The organism is Maridesulfovibrio spiralis (SeqCode) (assembly GCF_048571135.1).
Classification (GTDB): Bacteria; Desulfobacterota; Desulfovibrionia; order Desulfovibrionales; family Desulfovibrionaceae; genus Maridesulfovibrio; species Maridesulfovibrio spiralis.
On record NZ_CP182344.1, the window covers coordinates 1393149 to 1407499 of the forward strand.

A 14351-nucleotide genomic window follows, 5' to 3' on the forward strand; every position below is an offset into this window, starting at 1 on the left:
TATCAGCAATAAAAATAAACGGATGTTATTTAATAAGTACTTATTTCAAAATATCAAGCCAATGAGCGGCAAAATATTCATCTTTTACAAGACTGGCAAGCTGAATCACACAGGCAGAACAACCGCTGAGTATCTGACCGCCTGTTTTCATATCCCGTGTCAGGTGATTGAGACAATGTCCGCCCACCTCTTTTGACAGCTCCGGTGCTCCAAGCTGCATGATTCCACCGAACCCGCAACAAAGATCTTCCTGCACTGGGAGGAGCCTTGTCCCGGCAATGTTTTCAACAAACTTACGGTCAGCATCATCTTCCGGGGCATGACAGGGACGGTGGTAAGCAATCTGGTCCGGTGCGTTGTCGCCGAGTTTTACTTCTGCATCAAGCAGCAAAGACGATAGCGGACTCAGGGAATTTAGCCACAACTCATAAAGATTCTCATCACCAGCGAAATCATCAAGAGAATATTCTTTCAGCCCCTTGAGGCAGGTAGCGCAAAAAGTAATCAGCAACGGATGCCCGGCATCCTGCCAGACCTTGACGTTTTTGGCTCGTGAAACTGACTGCCGTTCCGGCAATCCGGCACTTCCATAAGAAGAACCGCAACAGCTGAATTGCGCTCCTTCGGCCCGGATCATGCCCATTCCGTCCAGCAGGCGATCGGCCTTTGCAGACCATTCTTTGCGCGCAAAACGTCCCACGCAGCCCTTAAACAGCAGCACCTCTCGCTCTTCAAACTTTACCTGCATTTTAAGCTCCGCCCACGGTTCAGGGCTTTTGGCAAAGAGAGATTGCATGCGCTTTCTGGCTGAACCGAAAGGTTCCGGCAGGAATTCAGGGGAGAATTTGGAGAGTGCTGCCGCAGTAGGCCAGAGCAGACCGGGATTCTTCAACCACAAATCCCAACAGGTCTGCGTGAAGCCTTTTGATTTTGCCCGCAAGTCAGAAACAAAATCAGGCCCGGACATCTTCTGGGGGCAGTTCTTTGCGCAACGTCCACAGGAAAGACAAAGCGAAGCCAACGATTTAAAGTCGTGTTCCGTCAGCCCTTCTGCCATTCCATCACCGGAACAGATAGATTCGAGGAAAAATTTTGCTCGCGGGGTCAGTTCTTCCCGTCCGGTAGCTTTGAACAAGGGACAGACTTCAAGACATTTCCCGCACTGCACACAATTTTTAGGAGCTGCCATCAGACCACCTTCCCGGGATTCATAATATTCAACGGATCGAAAGTCTTCTTAATCCCTGCCATCAACCGCTGCTGTGTTTTATCCAGCTGCATGCCGATATATTTGCCCTTGGTCAGACCGATGCCGTGTTCTCCGGAGAGAGTGCCGCCCAGATCCAGAGTCAATTGAAATATCTGTTGCTTGGCTTTGAGTGCGTTCTCCTGCTGACCGGGTGCAGATATGTCGTACATGGTGCTGACATGAATATTGCCATCACCCAGATGCCCGAAACAAAGCACAACGACCCCAAGCTGCTCTCCAATGGCATGGTAACCCTTGATGGCCTCCGCAACTTTGCCACGCGGAACAGCCACGTCCTCACCCTGCTTGTTCGGTGCGAGGCTGAAGGCCGCCGGGCTGATGACCCTGCGCAGCTCCCAAAGCCGTTCCTGATCCGCGCCGCTACCCTGCTCAACAAAGGTAACCGCAACTTTCCGCAAGGCCTCTTCAATACGCCCCAGATCGGTAGCCACCGACTCTGCCGAACCGTCAATCTTGAGCAGCAGCAACCCCCCGGTCCCCTGCGTCCAGGGCACATGCGAATGCATCTCCAGAGCCTTGATGGTATTATGATCCATAAGTTCCATAGCCGTGGGCAGAATTCCACACCCGAACACAGCCTCGGCCCCTTCCAGACAGCCGGATAAATCTTCAAAGCCGACCAGCACCGATGCCGATGTTTCAGGCAGGGGCAACAGCTTAACAGTCGCCTCAGTGACCAGCCCCAGAGTTCCGGCAGAGCCGACCATGAGTCTGGTAAGATCCAGCCCGACTACATTTTTCTGGGTCCGGCCTCCGGTGCGGATGATTTCACCGCCGGGCAGGACAACTTCAAGGCCCAGCACATAATCGCGGGTAACGCCGTATTTAACGGCACGCATGCCCCCGGCACAGGTTGCGATATTGCCGCCAATGGTTGAAATTTTCATGCTGGCCGGGTCAGGAGGATAGAACAATCCTTCAGCTTCCACAGCTTTCTGCAAATCAGCGGTAATCACTCCCGGCTGGGTCACGGCTACAAAATCACGTCCATCGATATCAAGAATGGAATTCATATCCAGCATGGAAACTACAACGCCGCCCCGGACAGGTACACAATTACCGACCTTGTTGGTCGCCCGCGCACGGGGATAGATAGGAATCCGCTCCGCCTGCGCCCACTTCAACAGCTCCGCAAGCTGGGCGGTATTCTGTGGACGCACCAAAGCCCAAGGCTTGGCATGTCGCTGACTGGCATCAACACCGCAAGCCAGCAAAGTACCATCTTCAAAGCTGGATTCCCGGCCTGGAAATAAATTTTGCAGGAATTTTTTATGTAAACGTGAGAGTTGATTCATGTTTGCCTCCGGCGGCCCTTCGGGGAGTCTACCGACGGTCCCTCCGGGGGCTTAAACCCTTTTTGCAAAAAGGGTTTAAGAATCCCAAAAACTTTCATTAGGGCTTCGCCGTATTTTCATTCAAAACCGCTTTAGTACGCTAGATGCGAAGCATAACCAAAACGTCTTTTGGGAAGAGGGGATGGGGTCTGGGGAAGGGGAGAAAACCTTTTGGGCGTTAGCAAAAGGTTTTCTCCCCTTTCCCAGCCGCCGGAGGCAACCCTAAACCTTTTCCCAGACTTGCTCAACACAGTCTAAGAGCGCGCGAACAACGGGATCGCTTTCTTTTTTGCGCGGGAAACCGAAATAGAGCCCGACCTCGATATGTCCACCGGGCCAGATGTAGAATTCGCCTTTTTCAACACCCTCTGCGGCTTCGTCTGCACGCATAACGGTAATACCGTTACCGGATTTGACCAGTGCGTTGTGGGTATCTTCGCTGTCTGCAATCATGGATTTAGATACTTCAAGATCACGGGAGGAAAAAGTTTCTTCGAGCTTGACGTTGAAAGAGCACTCCTCAGGAGTCCATATCCACTCCAGCTTGGCGAGATCCTCCCAGCTGGCATCCTGCATCTGTTCTTTCCATGATGCGGGTCCAACCACGTGCAGGACTGTGCTTTCGAGCAGGATACCGTCCACTTCTTCGGGCGGGCAGTTGGAATAGAAAAAACCGCCGTCGAGCTTACGGGCTGCGATATCACTGCGGATAGTCCAGGTAGGCATCTGCACCAGACGCAGGGACAGCCCCGGAAACTTTTCCTTGATCAATGAAATGAGCTTCGGTGTACGCAGATAGATGGGAGAGGTCTGCAAGCCAACCCGGGCGACCCCGGAAAGCTCGCCTTTCAAGCTCTGGGCTTCGGACTCAAATTTTTCCACACAGTCAAGCAGATCGCGGGCTTTTTCAAGCAGCTGTTTACCTTCTGGGGTGGTCTCCATGCCCTTGGGTGTGCGCAGAAAAAGGCGCAGGTCGAATTCTTCTTCAAGAGACTTGATATGCAGGCTGATAGTGGACTGGCTGGCGTGCAAACGCTTGGCCGCGCGAGTCATGTTACCTTCCTCCGCCACCGCCACGAATGTCTTGATCTGATATAATTCCATTAATTTTCAGCCCATTGGATAAACTATTTTAAGAATCTAATGACCCTATCGAAAAACTTAAAGAGGGTCTTCGATTATTCCCATTGGATTGAAAACACGAAAACGGGCAATAAGGATTCATCGGCTACGTGATTTCTAAATCTTGATCACGAATACAGGAGAACCACCATGAGCAGCATCAGTGCATTCGTAACAGAAGTTTTCACCCCTGAAGACAGCGAATTTGGCCGCGAAAAAAGAATCGACCCCGTAACCGGAATGGTTAAAACAATTTTCTGGGTCGGTGCAGCAATGGTTTTCACCATTCTCGTTTCCGGTCTCCAGTAAACAAGCCTTGATTCATTAAGGTTACTATACCCTTATCATGCTTTCTCCACCCACCGGCAAGGGGTGGATGAGAATTTTACGGCTCGCCGCAGGCTAATAATTAGCCAGCTGGCGGGCCGTATCTCTTGCAATATCCCTACGCTTGAGTTCTTCTTTACGGTTATGGACATTACGTCCCTTGGCCAAAGCAATCTCAAGCTTGATCTTACCTCTTGAGAAGTACAATCTTACCGGAATAACGGTCAAGCCTTTCTGGTCCACCCGATTCTGCAGCTTTTCTATTTCGCGTGCGTGCAGCAGCAGTTTGCGTTGGCGGTCCGGCTCATGCTGGGTATATCCTGCGTGGTCGTATGGTGCGATGTGAACACCTACCAGCCATGCCTCGCCTTCTTTGAAATTGATATAGCCATCCATAAAACTGACCAAACCCTGACGCAAGGATTTGACCTCAGTGCCCTTGAGCACCAGACCGGCTTCCATTGTTTCCACGAATTCGTAATTGCGGCGAGCCTGTTTATTGAGCGCAATCGAAGATGGACTCTTCTTCTTTTTCTTCTTAGCCATGACTTTGAATTAACCTGTGATATCTTCGTTATCCAGAAGAGACGCGAAAAAGGTCAATTCTTCAGGATATTTTTTATAAATATTTTCCGTAACAAGACGGTTGATTCTGCTAACAGTACGGCAACCGAGCACGTCTTTAAGCAACTGTTTGCATTCCTGCATATTCAGCTGCCTCAAAATCCTCTTAATACCGGGAATGGCCTGCGGAGTTAGACTGAGGCTGTCGATCTGCATACCCATGAGGATGGGAACGCAATATGGATCGGATGCGACCTCACCGCAGAGACTAACCCCGATACCTGCCCGGTGTCCGGCATCAACTACGTATTTTATGGAACGCACAACTGCCGGATGCAAAGGCTGATAAAGATATGAAACGTGCGGGTTGGTACGGTCGATACCCAAGCTGTACTGGATCAGGTCGTTGGTTCCTATACTGAAGAAATCCACTTCCTGAGCCAGAATTTCAGCAATCATAACCGCAGCGGGCAACTCGATCATAACCCCAATAGGCATATTTTCATCAAACGGGATACCCTCTTCACGCAATTCCTGCTGTGCGCGGGCGAGGGCACTCTTTGCCTGCAGAACTTCTTTCAGCCCGCAGATCATGGGAAACATCATAGACACATTGCCGTGAACACTGGCCCGGAGCATGGCCCGAAGCTGAGTCTTGAACAGGTCCTGATGCTTGAGGCAAAAACGCATAGCCCGCAAACCGAGAGCCGGATTAGCCTCATCCAATGCCCCGAAATGGGACATGAATTTGTCCGAACCGAGATCAAGGGTACGCAATGTAACCTTGCGCGGTGACATAATTGCTGCCAGCTCCGAATATTTTTCGGCCAGTTCGTCTTCAGTGGGCAGATCGGTACGACTCAGGTAGGCGTACTCGGTCCTGAACAAACCAATACCTTCCCCTCCGTTGTCGATAACAGCGGCAACCTCTTCAAAAAGTTCGATATTTGCGTGAACTTCAACGCGGTATCCGTCTTCAGTTTCAGCCGGAAGCTGACAACCGCGAATAATGGTCCGCTGGTAATCATCGAACTGGGTTTCGAGGGTGTAGTAGTGCTCAAGCTCTTCGTCGCTGGGATCAACGAGCACCTTACCGGCCAGCCCGTCAATGATGACCAGATCGCCGTCTACAACGGAATTTTCCAGTTCTGCAGCACCGACAAGGGCCGGGATATTCAGTGTCCGGGCCAAAATACCGGTATGCGAAGTCTTACCGCCGAGGGTGGTCACGAAAGCCATGAGCTTATTTACTTCAAGCTCAATGGTGTCGGCCGGGGTCAGGTCATGTGCCATGAGAACAACGCGACCTTCCACAGGCCGCAGGTTGGCTTCACCGCCGATAAGTTTAGCCTGCACCCGCAGAGCCACCTGACGCACATCCTGCATGCGTTCACGGATATAGATGTCCTCAAGGGCACCAAAAGTTTTTTCAAGGTCATTTACGGCCTTGTCCAGTGCCCACTCAGCGTTGATAGTAAGATCGTCGATATATTTCAGGGCCGAGGATTGCAGCTTGGGGTCCTTGAGCATCATCAGATGGGAATCAATGATCAGCTGGTGCTCCTTGAGCTCACTGGGGACCTTCGCCCTTACCGCAGACAGCTCTTCCACGGCATCACTGAACCCTTTCTTCATTCGCGTTTTCTCATCCTCCACCATATGTGATGGTACGGTCTGCCGCGGCAGACGTGAAGAAATACTGCGGTTAAGAAAGAATGCCTTGCCGATGGCTATACCAGTTGAGACGGAAATTCCGTTGACGACCGCTCTGGCCACTTATTTTTCCTCGCCGAATCTGTTTTTAAAATGTTCTTCCAGACAATCAAGAGCCGCCGCGGCATCCGGGCCGTCCGCCCGCAGTTCTAGGACACTGCCCTGAACTGCAGCCAGTGTAAGCACATCAAGAATGCTTTTGGCGTCGACTTCCTGAGATTCGCAGACAACTTTTATGTCTGCGCTAAAATTCTGGGCTTCCTGCGCTAACTTTGCTGCCGGGCGGGCATGCAGCCCCAACTGGTTGCTGACAACCACTGTCCGGGCAACTGCGTCCCCGCCTGCCGGGGAATCTTCGCGGAGCACACTCTCTTCAGTCATTTTTCATTAATCCTTATATCTTATTTCTTCAAAGGAAAAAATCATAGTAAATGCATTGTCAGCAATCCGATAATCACGACCAGAACCGCCACAATCTCGCGGGCAATCTTTCCGGTGGCCACAAGCCAGCCGAACAACCCAAGTGCCGCCGTCCCACCGTACCACTCAAAACCGTTCAGCGGACGGGGCCAGAGCTGAAACCAAATCAAAAGAACAAGGAAGCCGTTGGCATACTTAAGCCGCTCCCCCCAGTTGATCAGGTCCCACTTTTTAAGTTCATCCAAAAAGCCCAAGCCCTTGTTGATCCCGGACCAGAAGGTGAACCCTTTAAATATCTGCAAACCGCAGAACAACACTAAACCGAGTAGCATAGCCTGCGTATGATGACCAGCCAGAAGCAGGTTCACCGTCCCCAGCGCCCAGAAAATCAGACCGCTTCCTGCAAAAACAGAATCACCGATTGCCGAAAGGGTGTAGCTGGTGGTATTTTTCAACTTGTCCAGCAACTGGACCGGGAAACGCCCTTCTTTGATCTGCAACTCCACAGAAAGAAAAATGGCTACCAGCAGCGGCGCCCAGAAAGGATGTGAGTTGTAATGTTTCACATACCTCTTGCGGGCTTTAACCAGCTCGGAATGGTCATCATAAATGGCTTCCAGACCGGGCTGCATGGCATAGGAAAAGCCGATATTCTGCAAGCCGCGGGTATTAAAACCCGCACCCACAAAATATGAACGCAGAAAACAGCTGACAAAGGCCAGCCCTAATTTTTTCTTTTGTTCCGATTTTTCCATATTTTAATTATCTGATGCTCTTACGCTTTTATTAAAAGTTTCTTTGGTCTATTCAAAACTTTTTATCAGGGCTTCGCCACTGTGATATCCAATAACCGTCTTGGTTAGCTCCATGCGAAGCATAACTAAAACGTCTAAGTACTCTTTTTTCTTTCAGTTACCTTTTCATAGACCGCTTTAGCTGTCCAGCCTTCCACCTTTTCGGCAATTCGTCTGGCAATGACCTTTGGTTTATCACCGGATTCCATTTCAGCATCGATCATTCTGAAAATATCTTCTTCTGAAGCCGGACCGTTATTTACCGGAGGACCGACAACCACGGTAATTTCACCCCGCAGTTCTTCTGAAACGGCTTCCCAGTCTTCAAGGTTGCCGTTAATAAACTCTTCATAGTCCTTGGTCAGCTCACGACAGATGGAAAATTCACGGTTCCCAAGCGATTCATAAGCCAGATGCAGCGTCTCCCGCAACCGCGATTTACGCTCGAAAAAAACTATTGTCGCCCCGGTCGCGCCATGCGCCTCAAAGAGCTTGCGCATATGACCTTCCTTGCGGGGCAGGAAGCCCAAAAATGTAAATGGATACGGAGGCAGGCCACAGCCGGAAAGAGCTGTAACAGGTGCACTGGGACCGGGTACAGGAACGACCCGAACGCCGTTTTCACGGCAGGCACGGACCACCCGGTAACCGGGATCACTCATGAGCGGAGTCCCGGCATCGGAAACAAGGGCAGCATCATTGCCCTCTTCAAAGTGGGCCAGCACTTTATTGATCCGCTTTTCCTCATTATGCTCATGCAGGCTGATCATGCTTTTGCCACTGATATCAAGAGCCTGCAGAAGTTTGCCGGTCCGGCGGGTGTCTTCCGCAAAAATCAGGTCTGCCGAAGCCAGCACCTTTCGCGCCCGCTCGGTAATATCACCAAGGTTGCCAAGCGGTGTTGCCACCACCCATAATGTCGCTGAGGTCGAATGCATTTTCTATATGTTCCGCTCTGAAGCCGGTTCCGTCATCATTTACAATAACCAGATCAAATCGGCAGGGTCGCTCCCAGAGATCGAATGCCGAAAGGTAGCGGGTCGCGGCCTTGACCAGCTTTTTGCGCTTGGCCGGGGTCACCGCCTCTATGCCGGACTGCGCACTGCGTCCGGTTCTGGTTTTTACTTCCACAAAAACTATTTCATCACCTTTATCGCAGATGATATCCAGCTCCCACTGCTTCCAGCGCCAGTTACGCTGCCGTAGGTGGTAACCTCGATTTTCCAGAAAGCGAGATGCGTAATCTTCGCCCGCCTGTCCAAAATCTAAATGCCGGGCAGACACATGCGCTCCTGCTTGGTCTTCTTTTTCTCCGGGAGCACTCCCTTGAAAGTCAAGCGATGCACTGCGCAGGGACCGACTTCTTTCAAAGCATCAAGATGCACCTTGGTTCCGTAGCCCTTATGAATTTCGAACCCGTAATCCGGGTAACGCTTCGCCAGCTGCACCATCAGCTTGTCACGAAATGTCTTGGCAAGAATTGATGCCGCTGAAATAGCCGGAATCTTCAAGTCGCCTTTAACCACAGCATCCTGCCGAACCCCAGACACACCGTTCAAATACGACGCAGGGATCGTTTTATTTCCATCCACAAGCAACATCTGAGGCTTGACCTTCAAATGAAGAACAGAACGGCCCATAGCCCTGAATGTGGCCTGTAAAATGTTAATTTCATCCACCACATGCGCCCTGCTTACGCCCAATGCCCAGCAGACTGCCTGTTCTTTAATCTCAACCGCCAGCCGATCCCGCGCAGCTTCATCAAGCTTCTTGGAGTCGGTCAGACCCGGAAGATCATACTCTTCAGGCAGAATAACCGCCCCGGCAACAACCGGACCGGCAAGGCATCCGCGTCCGGCTTCATCAATACCGGCAGTGACAAGATTCTCAGTACCCATTCCGGGCAATAAATTTTCTGACATATTTGGCCTTCAGCGTCTTCAAAAACAAAAAACCGCCATACCCAAACTTTTGCAGTCCGGGAATGACGGTTTTTTCAACACTATATTGCGTTCCCATGCCGGACCGAAGGCCCGATGGGAGTATCCGCGAAGCATAAATGCTTCGTGGCCTACCAAGCCTGTTTGGACTTGATACGTGCAGCCTTACCTTTAAGACCACGCAGGTAGTAGATGCGGCTGCGGCGTACTTTACCTTCAGCAACTACCTCTACACGCTCGATGTAGGGGGAGTGTACGGGGAAAACACGCTCAACGCCGATACCGTCAGAAATTTTGCGGACGGTGAAGGTGGAGTTGGTGGTACCATTACGGTAACGGAGAACTGCACCCTGGAAAACCTGGATACGTTCCTTTTCACCTTCGATAATACGCAGGTGTACCTTTACAGTGTCGCCTGCTTTGAAAGCGGGCATATCAATACGCATCTGTTCGCGTTCGATGTTTGCAATTACGTTGCTCATTTCGCTACTCCTTATATAAATTTCTTTGCGGCACCCGAAGGCGGATCTACCAGGCGTCTTTAAGCAGCCTGTCGACCGTGATCGCCACCGCACTTCTTACTGATAGATGGTTGTATCCGTCCATGAACCTTATGGGCCGTAAGCTGCCCTCAGCCATGTCCAGAATTTCGGGAGCCAACCCGTGCCCGGTACCGAAGACCAGCAGTACGGGATCATCCTGCAGCATCTCACGAACCCTGTTCATGGTCAGGCTGCCCGCGCCCCTTGCGCTGGTGGTCACCAGTATCGGCTTCTTACCCGTTCCCGACTCGATATGCTCCACCACATCTTGAAGGGAATCCTTAACTCCTACTTTGGAAAAAGCTGCGGCTCTATCCGGGTTGAACTTACTGCCCGGACCCGAGGTCCAATGTGAAATGATCCTCTCGGCCAGTTTCTTCTGGTCCTCGATTGGAGTCACCGCAAAAAATCCGCTAATTGAGTAAGAGCGGGAAACGCGGGACATATCGTGAATATCGAGGTTTGTCAAAGAAACAGCGGCTTTTTCTCCAAATTTATTTAGCACCGGATAGTGCACCAGAGCCATATAAAGATTTTTTCCCAAACGTTTTCGGGGTATTGTGCGCAAATAACGCACATCATCTTTTTTTAACCCTTCTGCTTCGGCCAGAAGCTCGGGACGCGCATCCAAGGTTGCATCCAGAGACTCTTTTCTTCTCCATTCTTCGATCAAAGCATGGTTGCCTGAGGAGAGCACTTCCGGCACTTTCAGTCCGCAAAATTCTGCAGGACGGGTATAGTGTGGATACTCGAGCAGGCCAGAAGAAAAGCTTTCTTCCGTACCGGATTCTGCATGGCCCATAAAATCAGGCAGCAGACGGGCTACAGCTTCAATAAGGCACATGGCCCCAGCTTCGCCCCCGTTAAGCACGAAATCCCCTACGGAGACGGCCTCTACGGGGTAAATATCTTCAAAACGGGCGTCAATGCCTTCATACCTTCCGCAAACGAGGGTCAGCTCCTCTTCCTTGGAAAGCTCTACAGCCAGCTTCTGGGTCAGGGGACGTCCTTTGGGCGAAAGCATGATCAATCGCTTACCTTTGGGACACCCTCCCTCCTTTGCCGGAAGAATACCTACGGAGTCCAGAGCCTTGGCGATGGGGTCAATAAACATGACCATGCCCGGCCCACCGCCGTAGGGGCGGTCATCAACTGATTTATGGCGGTCTGTTGTAAACTCGCGGGGATCGACCTTATTGAAAGAGACAATACCCTTTTCAACGCCTTTACCCATGAGTCCGTGCGACAGCGGTGAATCAAAAAATTCAGGAAAGAGTGTAACCAGATTAAATTTCACTATGTCCAGCCTTGGAATCTAAAAAAGCGGCACTCTGACCTATTTCTTTTTCTTCCCGTTATCTTTCTTGTCCGCGAGATAGATATCGAGCAACCCTGCAGGAGGGTCTACAACAATCTTTTCCGCATCAAGATCAACAGACAATACAAATTCTTCAACAGCGGGGAAAAGAATTTCCTTTCCCTCTGAAGAAGAGATTACCCAAGTTTCCTGCCCTGGGGCGAGGATAAAGTTCGAAATGGTTCCAACCACAGTCCCGTCTTCGAGTTCGACGGCCATGCCTTCAAGTTCATACATGTAGACTTCATCATCCCCGGTTGCGGGAAGATCTTTCTCAAGCACAAGAATTTCCATACCGCGCAAGGCTTCCGCCTCGTCACGGCCTTCAATTCCCTTGAAGGTCAACAGCACGCGCCCTTTGTGTTTCCGCGAAGAGCGCACAACAAAACGACGGGGTTTTTGCCCTTCCTTAGCCAAGTACAGACAGGGCACCTCGTCGAAGAGAAAAGGGGAATCTGCATGAGATTCGATGCAGACTTCCCCCCTGAGACCATGTGGTTTGACCACCTCGGCAACTACAAGCATTTCCATAGTAGCCTACCGTTGGTCCGGTTCGTTTGCCTCTATTCCAGAATTTCCAGAACAGAGCGTTTTCTCACCTTGGTTGACGCAGCACCAAGCAGGGTTCTCATGGCACGCGCGGTGCGTCCCTGTTTGCCGATAACCTTACCAAGGTCTTCTTTCGCGACCTTAAGTTCGATTACGGAAGTCTGCTCCCCTTCGATCTCGGTGACAACTACTTCTTCTGGATTGTCAACAAGCGATTTCGCGATGTACTCTACTAAATCCTTCAACATGCCAACAACCTCCGCTTCTGATTTCGAGTGTGTACCGTGAGTAGTGAAGAAGAATTCGAACCTGGTGAGTTACGAACCCTAGGAATTTGCTTTGAGGAGAGATTTAACTGTATCGCTGGGTTCAGCGCCTCTCTCAAGCCACTTCTCTACTTTTTCCTTGTCAATTTTAACTTCAACAGGTTCAACCATAGGGTTGTAATAACCGCAGAAGTCCAGAGGACGACCGTCACGTCTGGTTTCGCTGTTGATTGCTACGATTCTGTAAAAAGGGCGTTTTTTGGAGCCCATACGGGTCAGTCTGAGTTTAATAGCCATTGTCTACTTTCCCCCATATAATCTTAAATTAAGTGGTTCGTTAATAAATTGCAAGCAAATGCCCACAAAAAACTATTTCTTCTTTTTCTTGCGGGTTTGCTTTTTAAGCTTTTTCTTTTTGCGGGCAAGGAGGGTTTTTTTGCTCTTGGTCTTGGAAGCCTGAGACATGCCGCCCATTCCTTCCATACCTTCCAACCCTTCCATACCGGGCATTCCCGGCATTCCTGCACCGCCGCCAAGTCCGGGCATTCCGGGCAGATTCGGCATATTGGGCATTTTACCCTTTCCGCCTTTACCACCCATCATTTTCTTCATCATCTTGCTCATCTGCTCAAAATTCTTGAGCATCTGATTAACCTCCTCGAGCTTAACACCGGAACCTTTCGCAATCCTCTGCCTACGGCTGGGATTAATAAGCTTGGGCTGCCTGCGTTCCTCCATGGTCATGGACGAGATGATGGCTTCTATCCTGTTCAGTTCCTTATCCGGGATCTCCATATCGCCGAGCTGCTTGGTCAGCCCTCCGAGTCCGGGGATCATTTTCATGATCGACCCCATGGAACCGATCTTCTTCATTCTGCGCATCTGGGTGCGAAAATCTTCAAGGTCGAATTTGGCCTTGCGGAATTTCTCGGTCAGCTTTTCAGCTTCGCCCTCATCCATCACCGACTGGGCTTTCTCGATCAGGGAAAGTACATCCCCCATGCCGAGAATTCTTGAAGCGGCCCTGTCCGGGTAGAAGAGTTCAAGCTCGGAAAGCTTTTCACCCACACCGACAAACTTAACGGACTTACCAGTAACTGATTTGATGGAGAGCGCCGCACCGCCTCGGGCATCACCATCCATTTTGGTAAGGACTACACCGGTAACATCCAGTTTGTCATCAAAAGTGGAAGCTACGTTGACAGCGTCCTGCCCTGTCATCGCGTCAGCCACGAAAAGGATTTCATCCGGGGTGCAATATTCCTTGATGGAGGCAAGTTCATCCATCAGGGGTTCATCAATATGCAACCGTCCGGCTGTATCAAAAAGCAGAACATCACAACCGGCTTCTTCCGCCTTGACCATCGCGTCGCGGCAGATATCCACGGGACTCATTTCCGTTGTGGAAGGGTAAACCGGTATATCCAGCTGTTTGGCCAGCACATTGAGCTGATCAATCGCAGCAGGACGGTAGACGTCGGCAGGAACAAGGTAAGGCTTGAACTTCTTGCGCCGCAAATACAAGGCAATCTTGGCGGAAGAAGTGGTCTTACCGGACCCCTGAAGGCCGACCATCATAATTTTGGAAAGCTTGCCCTTGGTGAGCTGCAATCCTTCCTGCTCGCCGCCGAGCAGCTCGGTAAGCTCGTCGTTAACGACTTTGATTACCTGTTGTCCGGGAGAAAGGGACTTCTGGACCTCCTGTCCGAGAGCGCGCTCCTTTACCTTCTCCACAAAGTCTTTAACGACTTTGTAGTTAACGTCCGCTTCGAGAAGGGCAAGGCGCACTTCACGCATTCCGGCCTGGATGTTCTTTTCATCCAAGCGTCCCTGCCCCTTGAAATTCTTAAAGGCTTCGGAAAGTCTATCTGATAGGCTGTCAAACAATTCTCTTACTCCGCCGGCTAAGCATTTTTACGCACAAAAATCTTAAAAGCTCTACCTTTTCTTGATTTATGCTGATTGCGTAAAGAAAGGGGTTGTCTGTTAAAGCTTTTATCTACCCAAGTCAAGTGAAGAGTCATATCAAGTTTTTGGAAAATCACAAACACTTATCGTCCACCTTTAAAAAATTACTTGCAATATCTCTTGCCTTTTCAAGCAATGAACCGTTTAATTGCAGAATATTACATAACCCTGTTCACGCATTTCAA

17 protein-coding genes are annotated in these 14351 nt (G+C 50.5%); 1 reads left to right on the forward strand and 16 read right to left on the reverse strand.

The genetic code is table 11. From position 1 onward, the window contains the following. Positions 1-40: 40 nt before the first annotated feature. The 3 genes from ACNI29_RS06235 to ACNI29_RS06245 all read right to left on the reverse strand — a co-directional run bounded on the left by ACNI29_RS06235 (position 41) and on the right by ACNI29_RS06245 (position 3708). Complete coding sequence (locus ACNI29_RS06235) at positions 41-1189, reverse strand: (Fe-S)-binding protein (RefSeq protein WP_419781338.1); 1149 nt, start codon at positions 1187-1189, stop codon at positions 41-43. Then, positions 1189-2565, reverse strand: coding sequence for an FAD-binding oxidoreductase (locus ACNI29_RS06240; protein WP_419781339.1), 1377 nt, complete (start codon positions 2563-2565; stop codon positions 1189-1191). Before ACNI29_RS06240 ends, ACNI29_RS06235 begins: the two co-directional genes overlap by 1 nt. 261 nt (positions 2566-2826) lie before the next feature. Further along, positions 2827-3708 (reverse strand): LysR family transcriptional regulator, encoded by an 882-nt coding sequence (locus tag ACNI29_RS06245; protein WP_419781340.1) that lies wholly within the window; start codon positions 3706-3708, stop codon positions 2827-2829. Between the two features lie 168 nt (positions 3709-3876). Here ACNI29_RS06245 and ACNI29_RS06250 point away from each other — a divergent pair, with 168 nt between their 5' ends. Further along, positions 3877-4035: a hypothetical protein gene (locus tag ACNI29_RS06250; RefSeq protein ID WP_419781341.1), complete on the forward strand. Its 159-nt coding sequence runs from the start codon at positions 3877-3879 to the stop codon at positions 4033-4035. A 93-nt stretch (positions 4036-4128) separates the two neighbouring features. Here the strand turns inward: ACNI29_RS06250 and smpB are convergent, their stop codons facing one another. From smpB to ffh, 13 genes are all read right to left on the reverse strand, one after another. Further along, a complete protein-coding gene (gene smpB / locus ACNI29_RS06255; RefSeq protein ID WP_419781342.1) occupies positions 4129-4599 on the reverse strand; it encodes an SsrA-binding protein SmpB in 471 nt (156 codons plus the stop codon). A gap of 9 nt (positions 4600-4608) precedes the next feature. Beyond that, positions 4609-6393 carry a phosphoenolpyruvate--protein phosphotransferase gene (gene ptsP, locus ACNI29_RS06260; protein ID WP_419781343.1) on the reverse strand — a complete coding sequence of 595 codons (1785 nt, stop codon included), beginning with the start codon at positions 6391-6393 and terminating at the stop codon, positions 4609-4611. Next, on the reverse strand, positions 6394-6711 hold the full coding sequence (locus ACNI29_RS06265) for an HPr family phosphocarrier protein (RefSeq protein ID WP_419781344.1): 318 nt from the start codon (positions 6709-6711) through the stop codon (positions 6394-6396). It lies immediately after the preceding gene. 41 nt (positions 6712-6752) lie between these two features. Further along, positions 6753-7505 carry a PTS system mannose/fructose/sorbose family transporter subunit IID gene (locus ACNI29_RS06270; RefSeq protein ID WP_419781345.1) on the reverse strand — a complete coding sequence of 251 codons (753 nt, stop codon included), beginning with the start codon at positions 7503-7505 and terminating at the stop codon, positions 6753-6755. Positions 7506-7639: 134 nt separating this feature from the next. Next, positions 7640-8482, reverse strand: a complete 843-nt coding sequence (gene rsmI, locus ACNI29_RS06275; protein WP_419781346.1) for a 16S rRNA (cytidine(1402)-2'-O)-methyltransferase — start codon at positions 8480-8482, stop codon at positions 7640-7642. After that, the gene (locus tag ACNI29_RS06280) at positions 8424-8828 is read right to left on the reverse strand and encodes a YraN family protein (protein WP_419781347.1); all 405 of its coding nucleotides are present in this window, start codon (positions 8826-8828) and stop codon (positions 8424-8426) included. Before ACNI29_RS06280 ends, rsmI begins: the two co-directional genes overlap by 59 nt. Further along, positions 8810-9466 carry a ribonuclease HII gene (gene rnhB, locus ACNI29_RS06285; RefSeq protein ID WP_419781348.1) on the reverse strand — a complete coding sequence of 219 codons (657 nt, stop codon included), beginning with the start codon at positions 9464-9466 and terminating at the stop codon, positions 8810-8812. Before rnhB ends, ACNI29_RS06280 begins: the two co-directional genes overlap by 19 nt. Positions 9467-9615: 149 nt before the next feature. After that, positions 9616-9966 carry a 50S ribosomal protein L19 gene (rplS, locus tag ACNI29_RS06290; protein ID WP_419781349.1) on the reverse strand — a complete coding sequence of 117 codons (351 nt, stop codon included), beginning with the start codon at positions 9964-9966 and terminating at the stop codon, positions 9616-9618. Positions 9967-10012: 46 nt separating this feature from the next. Then, positions 10013-11323 (reverse strand): tRNA (guanosine(37)-N1)-methyltransferase TrmD, encoded by a 1311-nt coding sequence (trmD, locus tag ACNI29_RS06295; RefSeq protein WP_419781350.1) that lies wholly within the window; start codon positions 11321-11323, stop codon positions 10013-10015. Positions 11324-11362: 39 nt separating this feature from the next. Beyond that, positions 11363-11914 carry a ribosome maturation factor RimM gene (gene rimM / locus ACNI29_RS06300; RefSeq protein ID WP_419781351.1) on the reverse strand — a complete coding sequence of 184 codons (552 nt, stop codon included), beginning with the start codon at positions 11912-11914 and terminating at the stop codon, positions 11363-11365. Positions 11915-11946: 32 nt separating this feature from the next. Beyond that, positions 11947-12180, reverse strand: a complete 234-nt coding sequence (locus ACNI29_RS06305) for a KH domain-containing protein (protein WP_319777408.1) — start codon at positions 12178-12180, stop codon at positions 11947-11949. A 78-nt stretch (positions 12181-12258) separates the two neighbouring features. Next, on the reverse strand, positions 12259-12495 hold the full coding sequence (rpsP, locus tag ACNI29_RS06310; RefSeq protein ID WP_012765791.1) for a 30S ribosomal protein S16: 237 nt from the start codon (positions 12493-12495) through the stop codon (positions 12259-12261). 72 nt (positions 12496-12567) lie between these two features. After that, positions 12568-14085, reverse strand: coding sequence for a signal recognition particle protein (gene ffh, locus ACNI29_RS06315; protein ID WP_419781352.1), 1518 nt, complete (start codon positions 14083-14085; stop codon positions 12568-12570). Positions 14086-14351: the final 266 nt, after the last annotated feature.

Coding starts and splice junctions, on each gene's coding strand:
- ACNI29_RS06250 (WP_419781341.1), top strand. CDS start 3,877: ATGAGCAGCATCAGTGCATTCGTAACAGAAGTTTTCACCCCTGAAGAC.
- rplS (WP_419781349.1), bottom strand. CDS start 9,966: ATGAGCAACGTAATTGCAAACATCGAACGCGAACAGATGCGTATTGAT.
- rsmI (WP_419781346.1), bottom strand. CDS start 8,482: ATGCATTCGACCTCAGCGACATTATGGGTGGTGGCAACACCGCTTGGC.
- ACNI29_RS06265 (WP_419781344.1), bottom strand. CDS start 6,711: ATGACTGAAGAGAGTGTGCTCCGCGAAGATTCCCCGGCAGGCGGGGAC.
- rimM (WP_419781351.1), bottom strand. CDS start 11,914: ATGGAAATGCTTGTAGTTGCCGAGGTGGTCAAACCACATGGTCTCAGG.
- ACNI29_RS06270 (WP_419781345.1), bottom strand. CDS start 7,505: ATGGAAAAATCGGAACAAAAGAAAAAATTAGGGCTGGCCTTTGTCAGC.
- smpB (WP_419781342.1), bottom strand. CDS start 4,599: ATGGCTAAGAAGAAAAAGAAGAAGAGTCCATCTTCGATTGCGCTCAAT.
- rnhB (WP_419781348.1), bottom strand. CDS start 9,466: ATGTCAGAAAATTTATTGCCCGGAATGGGTACTGAGAATCTTGTCACT.
- ACNI29_RS06305 (WP_319777408.1), bottom strand. CDS start 12,180: ATGTTGAAGGATTTAGTAGAGTACATCGCGAAATCGCTTGTTGACAAT.
- ACNI29_RS06245 (WP_419781340.1), bottom strand. CDS start 3,708: ATGGAATTATATCAGATCAAGACATTCGTGGCGGTGGCGGAGGAAGGT.
- rpsP (WP_012765791.1), bottom strand. CDS start 12,495: ATGGCTATTAAACTCAGACTGACCCGTATGGGCTCCAAAAAACGCCCT.
- ACNI29_RS06235 (WP_419781338.1), bottom strand. CDS start 1,189: ATGGCAGCTCCTAAAAATTGTGTGCAGTGCGGGAAATGTCTTGAAGTC.
- ACNI29_RS06240 (WP_419781339.1), bottom strand. CDS start 2,565: ATGAATCAACTCTCACGTTTACATAAAAAATTCCTGCAAAATTTATTT.